The sequence below is a fragment of the Candidatus Kinetoplastibacterium blastocrithidii (ex Strigomonas culicis) genome (assembly GCF_000319245.1).
GTDB lineage: Bacteria > Pseudomonadota > Gammaproteobacteria > Burkholderiales > Burkholderiaceae_B > Kinetoplastidibacterium > Kinetoplastidibacterium blastocrithidiae.
This window is the reverse complement of the sequence record NC_019814.1, coordinates 542,097-567,105: the sequence shown is the minus strand read 5'-3', so window position 1 is coordinate 567,105 and position 25,009 is coordinate 542,097. Positions and strand designations below refer to the sequence as shown.

The following is a 25,009-nucleotide window of genomic DNA, read 5'->3' as shown; positions in this document are numbered from 1 at the left end:
TATTTTTATTTTATCTTTTTTATTTCAAAGCATTGATTTTTAAGGCTTATAAAAGTATTTTCTAAGTTATTAAGTTTGGTTTTTTCTTTTTCTAGTATCTCTAATGGTGCCTTTTTTATAAAACCAACGTTTTCTAGTTTTTCTTTAGATTTTTCTATTTCCATTGAGATTTTCATTAATTCTTTATTTAATCGAGACAATTCTTCTTCTGGATCTATCTTTATATCTAACATCAAATGGGTTGCTCCAATTACTTTTAGTGGAGCATTAATTTTGGGTAAATCATCAACAATCTCAATTTTATCTAATTTTGAGAAATAAATTAGATAAGGAGAATTTATTTTTAACTCTTCTATATCTCCTTTAGCTATCAGGGGTACTTTATGAGATGGTGATATGTTCATGCTACCTCTCAATGCACGTATAGAATCTATTTGTAATTTTAAATTTAAAAACTTATCTTCTATATCCAGATTCACTTCATTTTTATTTATTTTTGGATAGGGCTGGACACTGATGCTAGTTTTATTTAAATCATATGTATGTATTTTTTGCCATAATTCTTCAGTTATAAAAGGCATAATAGGATGTAGTAAAAGTAAAATCGTCTCAAGCACACTGATTAATGTTTTTTTTGTAGCATTCTTTTGTGGATCTGTTAGCTGATATAGATTCACTTTAGCCATTTCTAAATACCAATCACAAAATTCATCCCATACAAATTTATATATTGATGTTGAAATATTGTCTAATCGGTATTCCGAGAATCCTTTTTCTACTTCAAGAATAGTATTTTGTAACCTAGATTTTATCCATTTGTCTGCAAATGAAAATTCTACATTTTCATTTATTATCGGGCTATTTTTTGTATTTAGAAGAACGAAACGTGAAGCATTCCATAATTTATTGCAAAAATTGTTATAACCTTCGCATCTTTTAATATCGAAATTTATATCGCGACCAAGTGTTGCATAAGATGCCATAGTGAATCTTAGTGAATCTGTACCAAGACCAGTAATCCCATTGGGAAATTGTTTACGAGTATTTTTTTCTATATTACTTGCCTGTTTATTATTTAATAAACCAAATACTCTTTTTTTAACTAGATTTTCTAAATTAATGCCATCTATTATATCTATAGGGTCAAGAGTATTTCCTTTAGATTTACTCATTTTCTGTCCATCTGAATCACGTACAAGACCGTGTATATAGACATTTTTAAATGGTATTTTACCTGTTAGGTATTTTGTCATCATGATCATTCTGGTTACCCAAAAAAATATGATGTCAAACCCTGTTACCAAAACGCTAGAAGGAAGGTATTTATCTAAATCTAATGTATCATTAGGCCATCCTAGAGTTGTAAAGGGAACCAAAGCAGATGAAAACCAGGTATCAAGCACATCTGGATCTCTTGTTAATTTTCCTGTTACTCCTAAACTTAATGCTTCTTTATATGCATCTTCTTCATTTTTTGCTACAAATATCTTTCCATCTTCAGAATACCATGCTGGTATTGAATGTCCCCACCATAGTTGTCTTGATATGCACCAATCTTGAATGTTATTCAACCATTGCCTATAGGTATTTTTCCAATTTTCTGGATGGAATTTTATCCTGTTTGTTTCAACTTCTTCCAGTGCTATTTTAGCTAAGCTTTTATTTGAGCAAATTTCATTATTAGTATATTTGCTAACAGCAATAAACCATTGATTTGTGATCATTGGTTCTAGAACTGCACCTGAACGATCTCCTTTTGGAATCATAATTATATGTTCTTCTTCTTTAACCAAAAGCCCAGATTTGCTTATATCTTCGATAATAATTTTACGAGCTTGTATACGGTCCAGTCCTCGATATTTTTCTGGAACGTTATCATTTAAATGAGCATTTTTTGTAAAAATCTCTATCATAGGTAAATTATGTCTTAATGCACATTCATAGTCATTAAAGTCATGAGCTGGAGTAATTTTTACACAACCAGTACCAAAATTCATATCTACAAAATCATCAGCAATAATAGGTATTTTTTGATTAGTTATTGGGGAACTAACTGTTTTTCCTATAAGATCATTGTATCTATGATCTTTAGGATTTACACATATAGCTGAATCGGCAAATATTGTTTCAGGTCTTGTTGTTGCAACTGTTATCTTTTTAATGCCGTTATCAGACTTAATAAATTCTTTTGATAATGGATAAGATATATGCCACATAAAGCCTTTTACTTCTTCTGTAATTACTTCTAAGTCTGATACAGCAGTAAGTAAATGAGGATCCCAGTTAACTAAACGTTTTCCTCTATAAATTAGACCATCTTTATAAAGTCTAACAAAGGCTTCTATGACACCTATAGACATCTTATGATCCATAGTGAAATATTCTTTATCCCAATCTGCTGATATACCAAGTCTTTTCACTTGATTTGTTATAGTGTTCCCAGAATGATCTTTCCACTTCCATATTTCTTTTATAAATTTTTCTTTTCCTAGCTCAGAACGAAAAATATTCTTTTTTTCTAGCTGGCGTTCTACAACCATTTGTGTAGCTATGCCTGCATGATCAGTTCCTGGAATAAATATCGTATTATCGCCTGACATTCGATGATAACGAACAAGACAGTCCATAACTGTTTGATTAAAGGCATGTCCCATATGTAGGGTGCCTGTTACATTAGGAGGAGGGAATTGGATTATAAAATCCTCAGTATTTTTATCGGTTCCTACATGTTTTCCAGATTTAAAATATCCTTTTTTATCCCATTCTGAATACCATTTTTTTTCTATAGAGCAAGGATCAAAACTTTTTGAAAGATTATCTTCATCATTAGATAATTTATTTTTTTTTGTATATTCATTTAATACCGATTTATTCATCGAATATAATTCCAGAAAATGCATTTAAAGTGGTTAAGATAGCAGACTGATATCAGTGCTTAACATTCATCTTATGTCGTTCATAAGTGTTAATTAAAATTTATTTTTTATATTTGTTCATTATAATTATTTTATAATGAAAAAGTTAAGCTTCGCATTTTATCAAATACTGACATTTTTTAGTAAAAAAATAAAGTTCCTTTTGTTAAATTAATTTGATTATTAGGTTAGAATGTTAGCTGGTTTTTCAAATATTAATATATAAAACTTTATTGGATTGATCTTATGTTAAAACAACGAACCTTGTCGATAATAAAACCTGATGCTATACGTAAAAATATTATCGGAAAAATAATAAATCGTTTTGAGGAGGCAGGATTATGCATAATTGCTGCTAAATTTAAAAAATTATCACGTTCTGAGGCTGAAAGTTTTTATTATATACACAAAGATCGTGCTTTTTTTAAAGAATTGATAGATTTTATGGTTTCTGGTCCATCATTTATTCAGGTTCTTGAGGGCGATGATGCTGTTCAAAAAAATAGAAACATAATGGGCAATACTGATCCAAAGAAAGCTGATATTGGGACTATCAGAGCTGATTTTGCTGATAGTATAGATGCTAATGCAGTGCATGGCTCAGACTCTATAGACAATGCAGTTAAAGAAATTTCGTTTTTCTTTTCTGAGACAGAGATCTATGCTCAGGAACATAAATAATATAGAGAATACAAAAGACTTTTATGAATAATAATTCTCTTGTTAATTTAATTGGATTGGATCACGAGTCATTAAGTTTATTTTTAGAGGAAAATTCTATTAAAAGTAGTTTTCGTGCTACTCAATTGCAGCAGTGGATTCATAAATTCTCTGCAAATTCTTTTGATGTTATGACAAATATTTCAAGTAAATTAAGGGATAAATTAAAAGAAATATCAAAAATAGAGAATATGCCAGTTAAAAGCGAAACTTTTTCTAAAGATGGTACAGTAAAATGGCTATTTGATGTTGGAAATAACAATGCTATTGAAACTGTTTTTATTCCAGAAAAAAACAGACGTACTCTTTGTATATCTAGCCAAGCTGGTTGCGCTGTTAATTGTGCTTTTTGTTCTACTGGGCATCAAGGTTTTAATCGAAATCTTAGTGCTAATGAGATTATAAGCCAACTATGGTCTGCTCAAAGGTCAATTAATTATAAATTAATTGGAAATGAATCTTTGATAAATAAGAATAGCATTAAAGATAGAGGAAACTTGATAACAAATATAGTTTTTATGGGTATGGGCGAGCCATTATTAAACTATTCTGAGGTTGTTCAGTCGATAAAATTGCTACTTGATGTAAATGCATATGGTTTTTCAAGAAGAAAAGTAACAGTATCAACATCAGGTATAGTACCCATGATAGATAAACTTGCAAGAGATTGTCCTGTTTCTTTAGCTGTTTCTTTACATGCTGCTAATGATGTTTTACGTAATAAGTTGGTTCCAATAAACAAGAAATATCCTATAAAAGAATTAATTGATTCATGTAAGAGATACATTCTAAGATCTCCTAGAGATTTTATAACATTTGAGTACTGCATGCTATCTGGTATTAATGATACGGATAACCATCTTAAGGAGCTTATAAGTCTTATAAAGACAATTAAGTGTAAGGTTAACTTGATACCTTTTAATTCATTTATAAATTCTGAATTTAAAGCTCCTGCAATTGAAAAAATTAATTCTTTTGCTAATGGATTAATAAATAGTGGAATAATGACTACAGTACGAAAGACTAGAGGTAATGATATATATGCCGCTTGTGGGCAACTATCTGGTAGTATTAAGAATGTAACTAAAATAGCAACACAGATCCCTATAAAAAGAATATAGTTTGGTATGAGTTGACTTGTTCAATATTTAAATTTTTATATTTGATTTTTCTTTTTGTATATAATCTATATAACTACTTCATTTCAGCATTTCAGTTTATTTTTAAGAATATAAAATCATGTCCATGACAGATCCTAAAGAATACTATTATTTAAATCGTAGAAAAACTAATGCTGTTGAAGTATCTTGGAATGACAATAATGTGACAATAGGAGGTGGTTATCCTATTGTCATACAGTCTATGACTAACACTGGCACTACTAATTATATTGATACTTCTTTGCAAATTAAAGAATTGTTTTTATCTGGAGCAGAGCTTGTTCGCATAACTGTTAATTCATCAGAGGCGGCTAGGTCTGTTATAGATATTAGAAATCAGTTAGATAAGAATGGAATTTATGTTCCTCTAGTTGGGGATTTCCATTACAATGGGCATAAGTTGTTATCTGATTTCCCTGATTGCGCCCAAGCATTATCAAAGTATAGAATAAATCCTGGAAATGTTGGTTCTGGACATTACAAAGATAACAATTTTAATAATATCATAGAAATAGCGTGCAGGTACGATAAACCAGTTCGAATTGGTGTAAATTGGGGAAGTATAGACAAGGATTTACTATCGTTAAAACTAAATGAGAATAATCATCTTAAAGAAAATCAGCTTGACTATAAATCAGTAATGTTAGACACATTGATAGAATCTGCATTGAATAGTGCTAGTCATGCAGAGGAGCTTGGTCTTGGCAGTAATAAAATAGTGATATCTTGTAAAGTAAGTCAGGTTAGAGAGTTGATTTACGTATATAATGCTCTTTCAGATGCTTGTAATTATCCACTACATTTGGGACTTACAGAAGCTGGATTAGGAGATAAAGGTATAGTTTCATCTACATCAGCATTATCTATATTGTTAAATCAAGGAATAGGGGATACCATACGTGTATCGATAACACCGGAAGGCAATAATTCTAGGTCAAGAGAAGTTTTAATAGCTAAAGAAATTCTTCAATCTTTGGGAATTAGGTTTTATTCTCCTTCCGTTATTTCTTGTCCAGGTTGCGGCAGAACAAACAGTGATTTTTTTCAAAAATTAGCTAGTGATATAGATATATTTATAAAAGATAATATGTTGATTTGGAAGGATTTATACCCAGGAGTTGAAAAAATGAATGTGGCCGTTATGGGTTGCGTAGTTAACGGACCCGGGGAAAGTAAAAATGCTGATATTGGGATAAGCTTACCTGGTAATGGAGAGCTTCCTATTGCGCCAGTATTTGTAGATGGCGAGCGAGTTACTACTCTAAAGGGTGATAGTATATTATCGGAATTTAAAACCATAATATCTAACTATGTTGCTGCTCGATACGGTAGGTTTTCTTTATAAAAATTAAAAGATACTAGTAAAATGTCTGAGAATAATAATATTTTGAATAAGATTATAGCTATTAGGGGCATGAATGATATTCTTCCTCCGGATAGCGCAGATTGGGAATATTTAGAAAAATTGATAATAGATTGGCTGCATAGTTATGGTTATGTTAATTTACGTGTCCCTTTACTAGAGCATACTAGGTTATTTGAACGAGGTATAGGATCTGTTACCGATATAGTTGAAAAAGAGATGTATTCTTTTGTAGATAGTTTAAATGGAGAGTGTTTGACGATACGTCCAGAAATAACTGCTGGTATAGTTCGTGCATCTATAGAGCATAATTTTGCATACAAAAGATCTAGAAGAGTATACTCTATAGGACCTGTATTTAGACATGAACGACCTCAAGCTGGTCGCTACAGACAATTTAACCAAGTAGATGTTGAGACTATTGGATTTACTGATCCTGATATTGATGCTGAATTAATTATTATGGTTTCAAGTTTATGGAAGAAGTTGGGGCTAAATAATATCCATCTTGAGTTAAATTCCATAGGTTTACTTCAAGATAGAATAAGATACAAGCAAGAATTAGTAAGTTTCTTTGAGAAAAATATTGATTGCATAGATAATGCAAGTAGAAGTAGATTATATTCTAATCCATTAAGAATATTAGATAGTAAAAATCCTGAAATGCGCTCTCTAATAATTGAAGCCCCTAATTTATTTAATTTTTTGTCTGATAGTTCAATAAATCATTTTGAAAAAGTTTGTTCTTTTCTAGATGAAGCAGGAGTTAAATACAATCTTAATAATCGTTTAGTTAGAGGGTTAGATTATTATAATTTGACTGTTTTTGAGTGGATTTCCAACGACTTAGGCTCGCAGGGTACTGTTTGTGGTGGTGGTAGATATGATGGATTAATAGAATCTCTTGGCGGCAAACAAATTCCTGCTGCTGGTTTTGCAATAGGGTTTGAAAGGCTAATAGAAATATGGAAAAAAACAAATACTGATAAAGATTATATTAAGAGTGAGTGTGATGTTTACATTATGCATGATAGCTTAAAATCTCAATTGATCTCATTGAAAATTAGTGAGCAGTTACGCAATTCAGGTTTTTCGGTTATTTTACACAGTGGTAGGGATAGTTTTAGGCGTCAATTTAAGATTGCTGATTCTTGTGGGGCTCTTATTGCTGTAATATTTGGTGAAAACGAGATAATTAACAATTCAGTTAGTGTAAAGAATTTACGTCAATATCCTAATGATATTTTCAAGGAGCAAGAAATTATGCCAATTGAAAATCTAGAGTCTTTTTTAAGAAAAAGGCTTATGAAATGATTAATTTCTTACGAAAAGATTATTCTTTTTATGGTTTTTTTAAGAGTAATTTCGCGAAAATATTTTTGCTTTGTTTTTTTATTATAGTTACTGCCGGCTCATTTTCGTGGAAAATTTATAATAAAAATAGATTAGACAAGTCGTTAGAATATTTTGAAGTTTTAAATAAAAATTTAAATTCTGATTCTGTTGATCTAAATAAAATTAAATATATTATGAATATTTTGCGCAATGGTTATTCTAATACTAGTTATGCATATTTTGGAAGTTTATTAACAGCAAGAGCATTATATGATGGCGGTGATTTGCAAGGTTCTTTGAATGAACTAAAATGGGTTAATGATAATTCTAATAGTATTTTAATTAAGTCTATTGCTAGTTTGAGAATATCTTGTTTATTATTAGATCAAGAGAAATACCAGGAGTCTATTGCTTACTTAGATATTCCATGTGATTCTTTCTTTAGTTTGGTTGCAGATAAAAAAGGCGATATTTTCTTTGCTCAGAGTCATATTAAAGAGGCTATTTATTGGTGGACAAAAGCAATGGAGGCAATAGAAGAAAATGATCCTTTATTGCCAGTAATTCAATCAAAAATTGATTCTGTTAGTTTTTATAATCCATGAACTCTAAATCATTTATTTGCTTATATATAATAATATTTATGTTGTTATAATATTTAATTTTGAAATTTTCTTTATAAAGTTTTTATCGTGTCGTATAAACCAGCAATTGTCTTAGTAGGAAGACCAAACGTAGGAAAATCTACGCTTTTTAATCGTTTCACTAAATCTAAAGATGCTTTAGTAGCAAATTTTTCCGGATTGACTAGAGACAGAATTTACGGTGATGGTATGTTCGGTGAATATAATTTTATTGTAATAGATACTGGTGGTTTTGAGCCTTTATCTAAAGATAAAATGTATATGAAAATAGCTAATCAAACTAATCAAGCTATTTTGGACGCTGATATAGTAATTTTCTTGGTAGATGGTAAAGATGGTTTATGTAATACTGATTACGATATAGCCAATTTTTTACGAAAACTATCGGTAACCAATGTATTTCTTGTTATTAACAAATCAGAGGGAAGATCTATTGATACAATAGCAAGTGAGTTCCATGAATTAGGATTTGGAGCTCCTTTTTTAATTTCTGCTTCCCATGGTGATGGAATCGGATTTCTTATAGAAAGTATTTTCAAATCTAAATTATATATTGATAAATATAGTAAAAATGATAATGTTGATTCTCAAAATGATGATCTGTATAAAAAAATAAGGTTATCTATTGTTGGTCAACCTAACGTAGGTAAGTCTACCTTGATCAATAGTATTCTAGGAGAAGAGCGTTTGATTACTTTTGACTCTCCAGGGACAACACGTGATTCTATAAATATTGATTTCAATTTTTCAGGAAGGTCATATGTATTGATAGATACAGCTGGCTTAAGGAGACGTAGCCGTGTTTCTGATTGTATAGAGAAATTTTCTGTTATTAAAACTATCCAGTCCATAGAAAAAAGTAATGTTGTGATATTAACATTAGATGCTAATACTGGAATATCAGATCAAGATGCACGCATAGCAAGTTTTATTTTAGAGTCTGGAAAAGCAATTGTTATAGCTATTAACAAGTGGGATTCTATATCACTAGACAGTCGCTCAGCTATAGAAAGAGAATTTAAAAGAAAATTACATTTTCTATCATTTGCAAATATGTATTTTATATCAGCTTTAAGAAAAACTAACATAAAAAGATTATTGTTTTCTGTAAATGATGCATATGATGCAGCTTTTGTTAAATTGCCAACACCAAAAGTAACAAGAGTTTTACTAGATGCTACTAAGCAGCAACCACCACCAAAGAAGGGTATATTTGTCCCTAAATTGCGTTATGCTCATCAAGGGGGGCAAAATCCACCTGTAATAGTTATTCATGGTAATTGTTTAACGAGTATACAAGATTCATATGTTAGGTATTTAGAGTCCTTTTTTCGAAGAGAGTTTAAATTATCTGGGACCCCTCTTAGAATTGAGTTTAAGTCATCTAAAAATCCTTATATTTAATTATAGTCATTTTTTAAATTGTATATTCAACACAACGGCAAATTATATTGAATTTTTTTATAAAAAATTATACTTTGTAGTGATTTGTTTTTATATTTAATTTATATTTCTATAAAAAAAATATATATCTAAAATTGCAGCTTTATTTTTATTTTGCTATTAAAATTAATAAAAAGTTTTTAAATCTAAAATAAATTTATGTTTATAATAAATACATGGGACAATACTAATGAATAATAAAGGACAAATGCTTCAAGATCCATTTTTAAATATATTGCGTAGGGATCATGTGCCAGTTTCAATATATTTAGTTAATGGCATTAAACTTCAGGGGCAAGTTGAAGCTTTTGATCAATACGTTGTATTACTGCGTAATACAGTAACTCAGATGATATATAAACATGCTATTTCTACTGTTGTTCCCTCTCGAGCCGTAGACCTACAATACAATTCCGATTCAGAATAATTTATTGTATAGTTTCTGAATTAATTGAATGTTATTAACATGTGTCTATTTTAATTGATATTATGCGTGCATTAGTAATTGCTGTTAATTTAAATAAAGATAATTTTCAGTGTGATATAGATGAATTCATCATGCTAGCACAATCTGCTGGGGCGAACATACTGCATATTGAGTTATTTAAAAAAGACATGCCAGATAATAAATTTTTTATAGGTTCTGGTAATGTTCAGAAGATATTATCTTTATTAAATGATCTATCCATAGAGATTATTTTATTTAATCAGGCGCTATTACCTTCTCAGCATAGAAACCTTGAAAAAATTTGGAACGTAAGGGTAGTTGATCGGGTATCGCTTATTTTAGATATTTTTGCATTAAGGGCAAAAAGTCACGAGGGAAAGCTTCAAGTTGAACTAGCACAGCTAAAACATCTATCCACTAGGCTAACTAGATTATGGACTCATTTAGAACGCCAGAGGGGTGGTATAGGAATGAGAGGCCCTGGAGAATCTCAACTAGAGATGGATCGCCGTGTTATAGGCTCAAAAGTAAAGATTTTGAAGGAGCGCATAAAAAAAATTAAATTAAGAAGGATTTCTCAAAGAGGATTACGTGAGCGTAATGGCGCATTTTCTGTATCCTTAGTAGGGTATACTAACTCTGGAAAATCTACTATTTTCAATATCCTTGCTAAGGATAAGGTTTATGTAGCCAATCAGTTATTTGCCACTCTTGATATTACTTCTCGTCGTATTTGGGTAGGAGATGATATAGATAAGGATATAATTTTATCTGATACAGTAGGTTTCATAAGAGATTTGCCGCATTCTATAGTGGAGGCATTTCACGCTACTCTTGAGGAGACGGCTAGCGCTGATTTGTTGTTGCATATAGTAGATTCATCTAGTAATGAAATGTATGATCAAATTGAAAATGTAAACAAAGTCATAAAGGAGATAGGAGCATCTAATATACCTACTGTTTTAGTGTACAATAAAACTGACAAGTCTAAAATTACTTCTAAGTTGCTGTATGATGATAGTGCAGGACTTGTAGCAAAGGTTTTTATGAGCGCAGTAAATCTTGATGGTGTAGATTTTTTGAAAAGTGTAATATCGAATGCCAGTAAGGTGCTAAGGAATAATGTCTAAAATTCTATTAAATCTAAACGATTCAGGCTGGGGTCGTAAAAAAAATATGGAAGAAAAAGTGAACAGCCTACCAAACAATTCTGCTAATAAAAACATCGATGATGGTCCTCCTGATTTATCTGAAGTCTGGGACAGCTTAAATAAAAAAATTAGTAATGTTTTTGGGAAGAAAAACAATAATGGGGAATTTAACAGTTCAGGACATAATGGATTTAGCAATAAAAATACTTTTAATGTTCTAATTGTATCATTTTTGTTATTGTTTGTTATATGGATTGCTAGTGGGTTCTTTGTTGTAAAAGAAGGCCAGGTTGCTGTTATTACTAGATTTGGTAAATATTTAAAAACAACTCATGCAGGTTTTAGTTGGATATTTCCAGCGCCAATTGAAAAATATGAAATTGTAAATATATCTCAACTAAGAACATTTGAAGTTGGATCTAGAGGAGGATCCAGGAATAAGGTTTTAACAGAATCATTGATGTTAACAACAGATGAAAATATAGTAGATATGCAATTCGTGGTTCAGTATAGGTTAAATTCTGATGGAGCTCCTGATTATTTATTTAAAACAAGAGATCCCGATGAATCTGTTCGTCAAGCAGCAGAAACATCTATGCGTGAAATTGTTGGTAGAAAGACAATGGATTTTGTTTTGTATGAGGGTAGAACACTAGTAGCATCCGAAGTTCAAAATCTTATGCAAAAAATATTAGACAACTATAATACTGGAATTCAAATAACAGCAGTAGCTATACAAAATGTTCAACCTCCAGAGCAAGTTCAAGATGCTTTTGATGACGCAGTGAAAGCAGGTCAAGATCGAGAAAGGCAGATAAATGAAGGTCAAGCGTATGCTAATCAAGTTGTTCCTTTAGCTAGAGGACAAGCTTTTAGAGTTATAGAAGAAGCAGAGGGTTATAAAGCAAGGATAGTAGGAGATGCTAAGGGTAATGCTTCTCGTTTTGATAGTATTCTAATAGAGTATGAAAAATCTCCTGAGGTGACTAAGGATCGTTTATATCTAGATGCAATGAAAGATATTTTTTCTAGTGTTAGTAAAGTTATGGTAGATTCCAGTAATAATAATTTTATGGTTTTGCCATTAGATAAAATGATTAGAGCTAGTTCTGGAGATGGTAATGATTTTAAATCTGATATAAATTCTGAACTCCGTAATTATCAAAATATTAGTTCTCAGTTTATAAATAAAAAACAAGATGACAGAAGACAGACATGTTCTGAAAATATGAAAAATGACTTATCTAGTTCTGAATTAAATAAGTTACAACGCAACCGTTAATATTGTATAAAGTTATGCATCGTATATTTTTAATTTTATCTGGAATATTTATAATAGCATCAATTATTGGTTCTACTTTATTCATTGTTCGTGAGCAAAATTATGCTCTAGTATTTTCTCTTGGAGAGTTAAGAAGGGAAATTAGTGATCCTGGGTTGTATTTCAAGTTACCATCACCTTTTCAAAATATTGTTTTTCTTGATAAAAGAGTTTTAACAATAGAATCTAAGGATGCTGAAAGAATACAGACTTCGGAAAAAAAGAATTTGTTGATAGATTCTTTCGTTAAATGGAAAATAGCAAATCCAAGATTATTTTATGTTACTTTCGAAGGTAATGAGAGGGCTGCACAAGAAAGATTGCAAGCTCAAATTAGAGATGCTTTGAATGCTTCTGTAAATATTAGAACCGTAAAAGAAGTTGTTTCTGTAGAACGAGCTAAAATAATGGCTGAAATATTAAATAATGTGGCTAATAGAGCTAGTCCATTAGGAGTAGAGATTGTAGATGTAAGGTTACGTCATATAGAATTTGCTCCTGAAATATCAAAATCTGTTTATATGCGCATGGAAGCCGAAAGAACTCGCGTGGCAAATGAACTAAGATCGATTGGAGCTGCAGAAAGTGAAAAAATTAGAGCAGAAGCAGACAGACATAGAGAAGAAATATTAGCAAAAGCAAATGTTAAGGCCCAAGAAATCATGGGTGATGCAGATGCATCTGCTAGTGCTATATATTCTTCATCTTACACTAAAAACAAGGAATTTTATAAGTTTTATAAAAGTATAGATGCTTATAGAGCTTCTTTTTCTACAAAAAATGATGTTATGATTGTAGATCCCAGCTCTGAATTTTTTCAGTTTATTAAGAGATCCTCAATAAAAGAATAAATTTATTTCTTAAAAATAATTTTCAATTCACTATCGTATATTTATTAATTATTGTCCAAGGATCATTGTTATGAGTAATTGGTTGCTTCCTGAAAATCTTGCAGATGTGCTTCCTATGGAAGCTAGACGAATAGAAGACTTGCGTCATAGATTGTTAGATTTATATAGAAAATATGGTTTCGAGCTTGTATGTCCGCCTTTAGTGGAATATATAGATTCCTTACTATCAGGAACTGGTAGTGATTTAAATTTACGAACATGTAAACTTATAGATCAGCTATCAGGTAGAACCATGGGTATTCGTGCTGATATGACTCCTCAAATTACTCGCATAGATGCTCATTTATTAAATCGCAATGGAGTCACTAGATTATGTTATTGTGGCAATGTTTTTCATGCTCGTCCTGTAGATGCTTTATCTAGTAGAGAATTTCTTCAAATAGGAGCTGAGATATATGGCCATAGTGGCGTAGAAGCTGATCTAGAAATTATTCAAATGGCATTAGATACAGTTCATACTGCTGGTATAGACTTACCAAGGTTAGATTTATCTCACCCAGGTGTTGTTCGCAGCATATTGGAGCTAGATCATAATGCTTATAGTAACTCTGATTTAATTATTTCTTTATTAAAAGAAAAAGATACTACAGGAATATCAGAGTTAACTAAAAAATCTATAAGATCTGACACCATAAGAATGTTACAGTTTATATGTTCACTATACGGAAATGTTGATGATGTGATTTCAAGAGCCCGCAAGATATTACCATCATCACCTGGTATCATATCGGCTCTTGATTCATTGCAGGTTTTGACAAATGCTTTGTTGCCAAATGTACAATTAAGTATTGATCTTGCTGATGTTTGGGGTTATGGTTATCATTCTGGTGTTAAGTTTGCTCTTTATGCCGATGGGTGGAGAGAAGTATTGGTTACCGGTGGTCGTTATGATAATGTTAGTTTAGCGTTTGGTAGAGCTAGACCAGCTACTGGTTTTAGCTTAAATTTGCGTTTGTTGGCATCCGGATTAAAACTAGCAAAGTCTAAGGCCATATTAGCCCCATGGGGTCGTGATCCTCTATTGATAGAAACAATTCGTGGTTTGCGTAGAAAGGGCGAAATAGTAGTTCAAGTACTACCAGGTGATTATCCTGATCAAGATGAGTTTTTGTTTGACCGTAAATTAGTTTTATTTGAAGGCATCTGGCAGGTTAGCTATATCTCATAGTGATCTAGGGATATACATATAAACTATTAAATTTAAATATGATATGAGCAAAAATATAGTAATAATTGGCACTCAATGGGGTGATGAGGGTAAGGGCAAGATTGTTGATTGGTTAACAGAGTCGGTCAATGGTGTTGTCCGTTTCCAGGGTGGTCATAATGCAGGACACACCCTTTGGATCAATGGCTCTAAAACCGTGCTAAGATTAATTCCTTCTGGAATAATGAGACCTCACGTTACTTGTTTTATAGGTAATGGTGTTGTTCTTTCTCCAGAGGCTCTTTTGAAAGAGATTTCTGAACTCGAATCAGCAGGCATAGATGTCAGGTCTAGATTGCAGATTTCTAATATATGTCCGCTAATATTACCTTACCACGTTGCCATAGATAATGCTCGTGAATTACATAAGGGTAAGGAAAAAATAGGAACAACTGGTAGAGGAATAGGTCCTGCTTACGAGGACAAGGTAGCAAGAAGAGCATTAAGGGTTCAGGATTTATTTAACGAGTCTCATTTTAAGGATTTATTAAATGATAACTTAGAGTACCATAATTTTATTTTAAAGAATTATTTCAATACAGACATATTAGATTTCCAAGAAATTTTAGATGAAACTTTAAGTTTTGCTCCCTTGTTAAAACCAATGGTTCATGATGTCGCTACTAATTTATTTAATATGCAGCAATCTGGAAACAATTTGTTGTTTGAGGGTGCTCAAGGTGTTCTTTTAGATATTGATCATGGTACTTACCCATATGTTACTAGCAGTAATTGTATCGCAGGTTCTGCTTCATCTGGCTCTGGAATAGGTCCTCAGGCAATAGATTATGTATTAGGAATAACTAAGGCATATACAACTCGTGTTGGGTCTGGTCCATTTCCTACTGAGTTATCAAATGAATTGGGATTACATATTGCTACAGTAGGTAAAGAATTTGGATCAGTTACCGGTAGACCAAGGCGTTGTGGATGGTTTGATGGAGCGGCTTTAAAAAGATCAGTAAGATTAAATGGAGTTTCTGGTTTATGTATCACAAAACTTGATGTTCTAGATGGTATTGATACTATTAAGTTATGTGTTGGTTATCGTTCTGAAGGAAATTTTTATGATATTTTGCCATATGGATCGCATGCTGTTTCTAAATTAGAACCTGTATTAGAAGAGATGCCTGGGTGGAGTTCTTCAACTGCTGGGATAAAGGAATTTGATAAATTACCTATAGAGGCTAAACATTATCTTGGAAGGATAGCAGAAGTCTGTGGCGTCCCGATAGATCTAGTATCTACAGGACCAGATCGTTCTGAGACTATTGTGCTTCGTAATCCTATAGGCTGATATAGTTATCTATATTTTAAGATATAATAGAAGTCTTGAATATTTTTAAGTTTCATGATTTTTGGCTGCTATAAGTCGGTTGAATTTATAATAATTTTACACCGCTAGTGTTTAATTCTTCATTGGCGGTGTTTAATGTCGTTATAAATGATTATTTTATATCAATTTTTAATCATTAATTAGATTTGTTAATAGTTATTATAAAAATAATGCTATAATGCGGGACTATATAATGCGATTGTAGTATAAATATTATTATTCATATAAAGCATCTTACTTTTAATAATTTTTTTGAGTGTATTATTTTATGCCTATTGTTAGACTTAAAGAAAATGAGCCGTTTGAATCTGCTATGCGTCGTTTTAAACGCACTATTGAAAAAACTGGATTATTAACAGAATTAAGGTCCAGGGAGTTTTATGAAAAACCAACTGCAGAACGCAAGCGAAAATTGGCTGCTGCTGTAAAAAGACATTACAAGCGCATTCGCAGTCAGCAATTACCACCACGTATGTATTAAAATCAATTTGTAGTTATATATTCGTTGATACCAAAGTCTTTTGTCCAAGATTTATTGGCTCGTGTGGATATTTTAGATGTTATATCTAAATATGTTCGCTTAAGGAAAGCTGGCTCTAATTTTGTTGGTTTATGTCCATTTCATAATGAGAGAACACCTTCTTTTACAGTTAATAGAGTAAAAAAAAATTATCATTGCTTCGGTTGCGGAGTTCATGGTGATTCTATATCTTTTCTTATGAGTCATTTAGGACTGAGTTTTACTGAGTCAGTGAAATCACTTGCTTTGCAAATTGGTTTAGTAGTTCCAATGCTTGATAATAAAGAGCTTCAAAACGAATATAAAAAAGAGAAAATATATTTAGATATAATGTTTAAGACCCAGTCTTATTATTCTCATTTGTTGTATAGTTCAGTTGCAGCTATTTCATATCTAAAAAAAAGAGGGATTAGTAATGACTTTATAAAATTTTTTAATTTGGGATGGTCTGATACTAGATACAACTCATTATCTAAGATATTTTCTGATTATTATAATAATATCTATTTAATTGACGTTGGTTTAGTTATTAAAAAATCTAATGAAAACAGGTATGATAGATTTAGAGAAAGGATAATTTTCCCTATTAAGAATCAATATGGATCTGTAGTTGGTTTTGGTGCTAGGACGATATCTAATACACAGCCTAAATATTTAAATTCTCCTGAAACAGTAATCTTCTCTAAGGGTAGAGAGCTTTATGGGTTATGGGAATCAAGGATTAATATCAAATCAAAAGGAGTTGTTCTTGTAGTAGAAGGTTATATGGACGTTATTAGCCTAACGCAACATGGCGTAAATAATGTTGTAGCGACACTAGGAACATCTATAACAAAAGAACAAATAAAAAAATTATTAAATATTAGTGATAAAATAGTATTTAGTTTTGATGGTGATGCAGCAGGTAAAAATGCTGCCTGGAAGGCTCTTCTACTATGTATTTCTGAAATCAATGATAGTAATGAAATCCGTTTTTTATTTCTAAAAGATGGGTATGATCCCGATCTATATATCAAAGAAAATGGTAAAGATATTTTTGAAAATTGTTTAAAAAAATCGGTACCATTATCAAAGATGTTGATAGAGAATTATATCAATAAGTATTCCATTAATGAGGCAGAAGGAAGAGCTGCTTGTTGGACTGATATTAGTAAAACATTAAAGCAAATGCAGCATTGTTCTGCATTAAGAATTCAGATCGAGAAAGAAATTGCAGAAATCCTTAATTTTAATAAAAATGATCTAACTCATTTCTTATTAGAAAATAATAACTTATTTTCTAATAAGAAATGGCCCACAGCAAGACATAGTAATATACAAAATAGATACTTATCAAATAAAAAGTCTGTTCCTTCTCTTATGAGAAGGTTATTTAATCTATTGCTATCTAATTTGACTTTGGTTAATCACATTGGAGATCAGCAATTAGAGATTCTCGATAAAGATTCTGATCTAAAAATAATTAGAGATCTTGTTTTGTTAGTTGAAAATACAAACACTAAAGATTTAGACTCTATCAAAAAAATTGTAGATCCTTATTCTGAATTAGGAATGGCTATAAGCAACTTTACAGAGGAAGACCTGATTGATAAAAATAAACTACCAGATCCTTTAAAAGAATGGGAAGATTCTCTTTTGCTTATAGAATCTCAATCAATAAAGAATGATATGATTATTCTTGCCAAAAATGGCTTGTCCTCAAGAGAAGATATAGATAGATATAAAGATTTATCAAAAAGAATGATATCTATTAAAGCAATAAATAAATCATAGTTATTTATTGCTTTAATAGATACTAATTCTAAATTATATTCTTTATGTAGTAATATTGTATTTTTATTACTCATATTTAATATCTATTCTATTCGTTCGTAATTAATGTCATGGAAGATATATGGGACTTATTAAATCTAATGAAAAAAATATTTCAAAGACAAGCAGATCTAAAAAAAAAGATAAAAAAAATATCCATAATGATAATCTAAGTATAGAAAATAATAATTTTGAAGATGATTATTCAAATAAAAATAAAGATTTTGATAATTCTGAAATTTTTTTGATAAATAATGAGGATTTAATAATAGATAATCAATCATTTGAGATTGATGCCTCTAAAAACAGCTCCAAGAAAATTATTAATGATACTGATGATCATGAGAATGATTCTTTTGATGAGATAGAAGAAAATGATGTCGATATTCTTCCATATTTAAAGGCACATAAAAGAGTTAGCAGGAAAAGAAAAAATGAACAGAAAGATTTAGTTTTAAATAGAAAGCCCATATCTCAAGAAGAATACGAAGAACGCCGAAATATTCTTAAATCTTTGATTAAATTAGGTAAAGATAGAGGTTATCTTATATACAGTGAAATTAATGATAGTCTACCAGATGATTTGGTAGATGCTGAGGCTATAGATAGTATAGTTAGCACATTTGGTGATATGGGTATTACAGTTTATGATCAAGCACCAGATGTAGACACACTATTAATGAATGAAAATGCAACCTTGGCTTCTAATGATGATGATGTTGAGGATGAAGCTGAGGCTGCTTTAACAACAGTTGATTCTGATTTTGGAAGAACTACTGATCCTGTAAGAATGTATATGAGAGAAATGGGTATAGTAGAGCTATTAACTCGTGAGGGGGAAATAGAGATAGCTAAAAGAATAGAAGATGGTTTGAAACATATGATTATGGCTATCTCATCTTGTCCATTAATAGTAGATGATATTCTGCAAAACATAGAAAAAATTCATAATGAGCAAATTTCAATAGACGATGTTATTGATGGATTAATTGATCCAGAAGATGGTGAAGAGTATGCTGGTATTGGCGTTACCGATAGTAATAATTTTGATGATCCTGTTTCTGGCGGCATGTCTATTAAACAATTAGAAGAATTAAAAACAAGAAGTCTAATAAAATTTGGCAATATTGCTGATACTTATAAACAGATGGGTGATAACTACAAAGAAAATGGTTGTCGAACAGAAGAATATTTTAATATGCTTAAGTCTATACAAGAAGAGTTATTGGGTGTCCGTTTTACAGCAAAAATAGTAGAAAGGCTTGCTGATTGTATTAGGTCTTATATAGATAAAATAAGGCAGATTGAGAGATCAATTTTAAACATATGCATAGATAAAGTTGGCATGTCAAGAGAATATTTTATAGATTCATTCGTCAATAGAGAGGTTGACTTAAATTGGATAATTTATGAAATAAAAAATAATAATTCCTATTCTGATTTATTGAAGAATTATGTTCCTATGATTCAGGATTTTCAAAAAAAATTAATTGAGATTCAGGACGAGATTCTTTTGCCAATCAGTGAATTTAAAGAAATTAATAAAAAAATGATCATGGGTGAAGCCATGGCAAGAAAAGCAAAAAGAGAAATGATAGAAGCTAATTTGCGTTTAGTAATATCTATAGCAAAAAAGTATACTAATAGAGGCTTGCAATTTTTGGATCTTATACAGGAAGGTAATATAGGCTTGATGAAGGCCGTAGATAAATTTGAATATCGTCGTGGTTATAAATTCTCAACATATGCCACATGGTGGATTCGCCAGGCAATAACAAGATCTATTGCTGATCAAGCTAGAACAATTCGCATCCCGGTTCATATGATAGAAACAATTAATAAAATGAATCGTATTAGTCGTCAACTCTTACAAGAGAGTGGTTTTGAACCTGATCCTTCAGTAATATCTCAGAAAATGGATATTCCTGAAGAGAAAATTAGAAAAATATTAAAGATCGCCAAAGAGCCTATATCTATGGAAACTCAAATTGGCGATGATGATGACTCTCATCTAGGTGATTTTATAGAAGATACAACAACGTTGACTCCTTCTGATTCTGCTTTGCATGGGTCAATGAAGAATATTGTTAAAGAAGTTTTAGATTCACTTACGCCAAGAGAAGCAAAAGTATTGAGAATGAGATTTGGTATAGAAATGAACACGGATCAAACTTTAGAAGAGGTTGGAAAGCAGTTTGATGTGACTAGAGAAAGAATTAGGCAAATAGAAGCTAAAGCATTAAGGAAATTACGTCATCCTAGTAGAGCAGATAAACTTAAAAGCTTTTTAGATAACAAATAAAAACATCTTTTAATTAATAAATTTTTATATTATAATTAAAAAATGTTTGGGCCTCTAGCTCATGCCTGGTTAGAGCAGCGGACTCATAATCCGTTGGTGCCGAGTTCGACTCTCGGGGGGCCCACCAAATTCCATGTAATAAATAGATCTTTTAAAAAAGATCTGTCAATCGTTTATGAGCATTAATTTTATTGATGTATCATATTAACATCTAATATTCCAATAAATAAAAAAATTAACAAATACTAAATTTATCATTGTTAGCGCTAACAATTAATGCTATATAATTGAATCATTAATCAGTGAATAATTTTTTGAATAGAATCATATAAAATGCAGTCTCTTTGGATGTTGTTAGCTTCTATTTTTTTCTCATTGATGGGAACATTTGTAAAAATCTCCTCTGATAATGGGGTTAATTTGTCACAAATAATGATATTTAGAGGAGTGCCATCGGTTGTCTTAATATCCTTAGCTGCATTCTTTTATTCTAAAAGTTTAATACCAATTAACTGGAATTTACATATATGGAGGAGTTTGTATGGTGTTTTATCTTTATGGATGAGTATTTATTCAATAGCCAATCTTCCTCTTGCTCTAGCAACTTGCCTTAATTATACCGGCCCTTTGTTTATTGCTGCTTGGATATTTGTATATGAGAAAGATCATAGAAATATTATTCAGTTATTTGCTGTTCTATTTGGATTTATAGGTGTTATAACAATAATTAGTCCTAGTAGCCTGAGTGATTACTATCAATTAATTTATATTTTTTTAGGATTAATGTCCGGAGCATTATCAGCACTTGCAATGATACAAATTAAAGAATTAGGACGTCTAGGAGAGTCTGGATGGCTTATAGTTTTATATTTTTCTTTAACTATAACAATATCTGGTTTTCTTTTTTCTAGTATTGATTCTTGGGAGCCAATAAACTCAACATCTTATTTATGTCTGATTGGAATAGGAATTTCTGGGTTATTGGGTCAATTAGCTTTGACTAGAGCATTTGCTTTTGGATCAACATTTTTAACTGCAACTTTACAATATAGCGCTATAATTTTTTCAAATTTTATCGCTGTAATATTCTTTCTTGAGCACCTTGAAATGAAAAATATTGCGGGGATGGCAATAATAATATTATCTAGTATATTTTCTAGCTTTTCTATTAAAAAATAAATTTTTTAATTATAAAAATATAAAAAACATTAGATCATTAAACATAAATATATTATGGGCAGATTAATTAAACTTGGAGATTGTATTGAATAATTCAAAGAAAAAGACATCTGTTTCTAAAATAGATTTTGAAACTGCTATTTCCGAATTAGAAAAATTAGTATCTTCTATGGAAAGTTGTAATGTAACTTTAGAAAATTCATTAATTATGTATCGTCGTGGAGTTGATCTAGTACGTTTTTGTCAAAATCAACTTACTAAAGCAGAACAAGAAATAAAGATTTTAGATGAGGAAATATTAAAACCATTAGATGAGAATTTATTAAAAGAAGATAAATCATAATGAATAAAGTTAATTTATCTTTTTCTAAATGGATATCAGATAATTTAGAAAGTATAAATGACAATCTAAGCAATATATTGACAAATTGTAATGTAGAATCATCTACATTACAGAAGGCAATGCAATATTCAGTTTTATCTGGCGGTAAGCGTATACGTGCTTTATTGGTTTATGCTTCATTCATTGCTGCAAATGGTTGTATAGCAATAGATTATGAAACTTCATTTTCTGTAGATAATGCAGCTATTGCTATAGAACTTATTCATTCTTATTCTTTGATTCATGATGATCTTCCTTCTATGGACAATGATTGTATGAGGAGGGGTAAACCTTCTACTCATGTAATGTTTGGAGAAGCAATTGCGATACTGGCTGGTGACTCACTACAGTCATTAGCTTTTGAACTGCTTGCAGGTATTTCAATTTCACATGAAATAAAGTTAAATCTTATAAAAAATCTTGCTCTGTCTGCTGGTTATTTGGGCATGACAGGAGGACAAGCGATAGATTTAACTAATATAGGAAACAATCTTTCTTATGATGAACTAAAGAATATGCATTCAATGAAAACTGGAGCGATAATAGCATGTAGCATAAAATTTGGTTATATATTAGCAAACTCAAACCAATTTATACAGTGCATGCTTGATAAATTTGCTTATTATTTAGGCCTAATATTTCAGATTGTTGATGATATACTTGATGAAACAGGTAGCGACAAACAACTAGGAAAGACATCAGGCAAGGATTCTAAATATAATAAGCCCACATATGCCTCTATGTTTGGAGTTATAGAATCAAGAAAAATGTTAGATAATCTTAGAAACAAAGCAATAAATATAATAAGACCTATAGGTTTGTATAATAAAAGATTATTAGAAATGCTTGATTTAATAATTTACAGAGATTATTAAAGATTAATTGAATAAACATAGATATAAGAGTTTTAGATGACTATTAATTTATTGGATTGTATTTCATCACCATGTGATTTAAAAAAATTAAATACTACAGAGCTGACAAGTCTTGCAAAAGACATAAGACGAGAGATCTTAGAATTAGTCTCTAAAACTGGTGGTCATTTATCCTCTAATCTAGGAGTAGTAGAGTTAACTTTAGCCATTCATTATGTTTTTAATGCCCCAAAGGATCGTATTATATGGGATGTTGGACATCAGTCATACGTCCATAAGATCCTGACAGGACGTCGCGAGTTAATGAGCACCCTAAGACAGTATAATGGAATATCAGGGTTTCCTAATAGATCAGAATCTTGCTATGATGCTTTTGGTACAGCTCACTCTTCAACTTCTATTTCTGCTGCTCTAGGTATGGCTTTTGCAGCTAAAGAACTTAATATAATCCGAAATAATATTGCTATTATTGGGGATGGTGCAATATCATCAGGAATGGCATTTGAAGCTATGAATAATGCAGGTAACATAAAAGATATAAATTTAATAGTTATATTAAATGATAATCATATGTCTATTTCTCAACCAGTTGGCTCTTTAAATAATTATTTTTCTCAACTTATGGATGGTCGTTTTTACGCAAAAGCTAAGAATGTTGGGAAAGTTGTTTTGCGTCATATACCGTCAGTATTAAAACTAGCTAAGTCTTTTGAAAGTCATGCTAAAGATATAATAAAAACAAGCATTATTTTTGAGGAATTTGGTTTTAGATATTTTGGTCCAATTAATGGTCATAATATAGATGATTTAATATCTGAATTAAATATAGTTAATTCTTATCAAGGTCTAAAGTTCCTGCATATTGTAACTAAAAAAGGGAAAGGTTATAAGCTGGCAGAGAAAGATCCGATCCTTTATCATGGTCCAGGCAAGTTTAATATTAATACTGGTATTAAATTACCCCAAAAAAATATTACTAAAACATTTACTAATATTTTCAGCGAATGGATCTGCGATATGGCTCGTAGTGACTCTAAATTAATTGCCATAACTCCAGCAATGAGTGAAGGTAGTGGATTAGTTAAATTTGAAGAATTATATCCTGAACGGTATTTTGATGTTGGCATATCCGAACAACATGCAATTACTTTTGCTGCTGGGATGTCGTGTGATGGATTAAAACCAGTAGTTGCCATATACTCGACTTTTTTGCAAAGAGGATATGATCAATTTATACATGATATTTGCATTCAGGGTTTAGATGTGACTTTGGCATTAGATCGAGCAGGGATAGTAGGGGCAGATGGTCCAACTCACGCCGGTAATTATGACATATCATTTCTTCGCTGTATCCCTGGTATAGTTATAGCTACTCCTTCTGATGAAAATGAGGAAAGAATATTATTAAACACATGTTATAAATATCAAGGACCTGCTTCTGTTAGATATCCTAGAGGAAGTATATTTGGAGTTGAGATGGATATGGATCTAAGTGTAGTAGAAATTGGTAAAGGAGTTATACGACGAATAGGAAAAAATATAGCTATTTTATGTTTTGGAACTCTATTACAAAAAGCATTGGATGTTGCTGATATTCTAAATACTAGCGTAGTAGACATGAGGTTTGTAAAACCAATTGATTATGAGATGATAATAGATATAAGCAAAAATCATAAAGCTATAGTTACAATAGAAGATTCTTCTATAATGGGTGGTGCCGGTAGCGCTGTATTGGAAACATTACAAAAATTTAATTTATTAATACCTGTTTTACAGCTTGGAATACCAGACTGTTTTATTGCTCATGGAGATACAAATATACTAATGTCTAGTATAGGTTTAGATGTATATGGAATTGAGAATTCTATACGTTCTCGTTTTTATAACTTGATTGATTAAGTAATATATATTTCAGTAGATATATATTTTATTTTTTTCAATGGAGTCTATACTAATCCATATTTTAAGAAAAATCATATTAATTT

General features: G+C 30.9%; 20 protein-coding genes and 1 tRNA gene. 20 read left to right on the top strand and 1 reads right to left on the bottom strand.

Features of this window, described 5'->3' with window-relative positions; translation table 11 throughout:
• Positions 1–5: 5 nt before the first annotated feature.
• On the bottom strand, positions 6–2,876 hold the full coding sequence (locus tag CKBE_RS02785; protein WP_015238072.1) for a valine--tRNA ligase: 2,871 nt from the start codon (positions 2,874–2,876) through the stop codon (positions 6–8).
• A 285-nt stretch (positions 2,877–3,161) separates the two neighbouring features.
• Here CKBE_RS02785 and ndk point away from each other — a divergent pair, with 285 nt between their 5' ends.
• The 20 genes from ndk (at position 3,162) to dxs (ending at position 24,923) form a co-directional block, all read left to right on the top strand.
• Complete coding sequence (ndk, locus tag CKBE_RS02780; RefSeq protein ID WP_015238071.1) at positions 3,162–3,596, top strand: nucleoside-diphosphate kinase; 435 nt, start codon at positions 3,162–3,164, stop codon at positions 3,594–3,596.
• Positions 3,597–3,619: 23 nt separating this feature from the next.
• Complete coding sequence (rlmN, locus tag CKBE_RS02775) at positions 3,620–4,756, top strand: dual-specificity RNA methyltransferase RlmN (RefSeq protein WP_015238070.1); 1,137 nt, start codon at positions 3,620–3,622, stop codon at positions 4,754–4,756.
• Positions 4,757–4,874: 118 nt separating this feature from the next.
• A complete protein-coding gene (ispG, locus tag CKBE_RS02770; protein WP_015390027.1) occupies positions 4,875–6,140 on the top strand; it encodes a flavodoxin-dependent (E)-4-hydroxy-3-methylbut-2-enyl-diphosphate synthase in 1,266 nt (421 codons plus the stop codon).
• Positions 6,141–6,161: 21 nt separating this feature from the next.
• Complete coding sequence (hisS, locus tag CKBE_RS02765; RefSeq protein ID WP_015238068.1) at positions 6,162–7,472, top strand: histidine--tRNA ligase; 1,311 nt, start codon at positions 6,162–6,164, stop codon at positions 7,470–7,472.
• Positions 7,469–8,098, top strand: coding sequence for a YfgM family protein (locus CKBE_RS02760; RefSeq protein WP_015390026.1), 630 nt, complete (start codon positions 7,469–7,471; stop codon positions 8,096–8,098). Before hisS ends, CKBE_RS02760 begins: the two co-directional genes overlap by 4 nt.
• Positions 8,099–8,185: 87 nt before the next feature.
• Positions 8,186–9,541, top strand: coding sequence for a ribosome biogenesis GTPase Der (gene der, locus CKBE_RS02755; RefSeq protein WP_015238066.1), 1,356 nt, complete (start codon positions 8,186–8,188; stop codon positions 9,539–9,541).
• A 229-nt stretch (positions 9,542–9,770) separates the two neighbouring features.
• Positions 9,771–10,007, top strand: coding sequence for an RNA chaperone Hfq (gene hfq, locus CKBE_RS02750; RefSeq protein ID WP_015238065.1), 237 nt, complete (start codon positions 9,771–9,773; stop codon positions 10,005–10,007).
• Positions 10,008–10,069: 62 nt separating this feature from the next.
• Positions 10,070–11,158: a GTPase HflX gene (gene hflX, locus CKBE_RS02745; RefSeq protein WP_015390025.1), complete on the top strand. Its 1,089-nt coding sequence runs from the start codon at positions 10,070–10,072 to the stop codon at positions 11,156–11,158.
• Positions 11,151–12,461, top strand: a complete 1,311-nt coding sequence (gene hflK / locus CKBE_RS02740) for an FtsH protease activity modulator HflK (RefSeq protein WP_015238063.1) — start codon at positions 11,151–11,153, stop codon at positions 12,459–12,461. Before hflX ends, hflK begins: the two co-directional genes overlap by 8 nt.
• A gap of 14 nt (positions 12,462–12,475) precedes the next feature.
• Entirely contained in the window at positions 12,476–13,351 is an 876-nt protein-coding gene (gene hflC / locus CKBE_RS02735) for a protease modulator HflC (RefSeq protein WP_015238062.1), read from the top strand.
• Positions 13,352–13,421: 70 nt separating this feature from the next.
• Positions 13,422–14,579 carry an ATP phosphoribosyltransferase regulatory subunit gene (locus tag CKBE_RS02730; RefSeq protein ID WP_015238061.1) on the top strand — a complete coding sequence of 386 codons (1,158 nt, stop codon included), beginning with the start codon at positions 13,422–13,424 and terminating at the stop codon, positions 14,577–14,579.
• Positions 14,580–14,622: 43 nt separating this feature from the next.
• Positions 14,623–15,915, top strand: coding sequence for an adenylosuccinate synthase (locus CKBE_RS02725; RefSeq protein WP_015238060.1), 1,293 nt, complete (start codon positions 14,623–14,625; stop codon positions 15,913–15,915).
• 307 nt (positions 15,916–16,222) lie between these two features.
• Positions 16,223–16,435 carry a 30S ribosomal protein S21 gene (gene rpsU, locus CKBE_RS02720; RefSeq protein ID WP_015238059.1) on the top strand — a complete coding sequence of 71 codons (213 nt, stop codon included), beginning with the start codon at positions 16,223–16,225 and terminating at the stop codon, positions 16,433–16,435.
• A 24-nt stretch (positions 16,436–16,459) separates the two neighbouring features.
• On the top strand, positions 16,460–18,247 hold the full coding sequence (dnaG, locus tag CKBE_RS02715) for a DNA primase (RefSeq protein WP_015238058.1): 1,788 nt from the start codon (positions 16,460–16,462) through the stop codon (positions 18,245–18,247).
• Between the two features lie 121 nt (positions 18,248–18,368).
• Positions 18,369–20,588 carry an RNA polymerase sigma factor RpoD gene (gene rpoD / locus CKBE_RS02710; RefSeq protein WP_015238057.1) on the top strand — a complete coding sequence of 740 codons (2,220 nt, stop codon included), beginning with the start codon at positions 18,369–18,371 and terminating at the stop codon, positions 20,586–20,588.
• A 48-nt stretch (positions 20,589–20,636) separates the two neighbouring features.
• A tRNA-Ile gene (locus tag CKBE_RS02705) sits at positions 20,637–20,715 on the top strand.
• 206 nt (positions 20,716–20,921) lie between these two features.
• A complete protein-coding gene (locus CKBE_RS02700) occupies positions 20,922–21,767 on the top strand; it encodes a DMT family transporter (protein ID WP_015238056.1) in 846 nt (281 codons plus the stop codon).
• An 85-nt stretch (positions 21,768–21,852) separates the two neighbouring features.
• On the top strand, positions 21,853–22,110 hold the full coding sequence (locus CKBE_RS02695; protein ID WP_015238055.1) for an exodeoxyribonuclease VII small subunit: 258 nt from the start codon (positions 21,853–21,855) through the stop codon (positions 22,108–22,110).
• Positions 22,110–23,024: a polyprenyl synthetase family protein gene (locus CKBE_RS02690; RefSeq protein ID WP_015238054.1), complete on the top strand. Its 915-nt coding sequence runs from the start codon at positions 22,110–22,112 to the stop codon at positions 23,022–23,024. Before CKBE_RS02695 ends, CKBE_RS02690 begins: the two co-directional genes overlap by 1 nt.
• A 36-nt stretch (positions 23,025–23,060) precedes the next feature.
• Positions 23,061–24,923: a 1-deoxy-D-xylulose-5-phosphate synthase gene (dxs, locus tag CKBE_RS02685; protein ID WP_015238053.1), complete on the top strand. Its 1,863-nt coding sequence runs from the start codon at positions 23,061–23,063 to the stop codon at positions 24,921–24,923.
• Positions 24,924–25,009 lie beyond the last annotated feature (86 nt).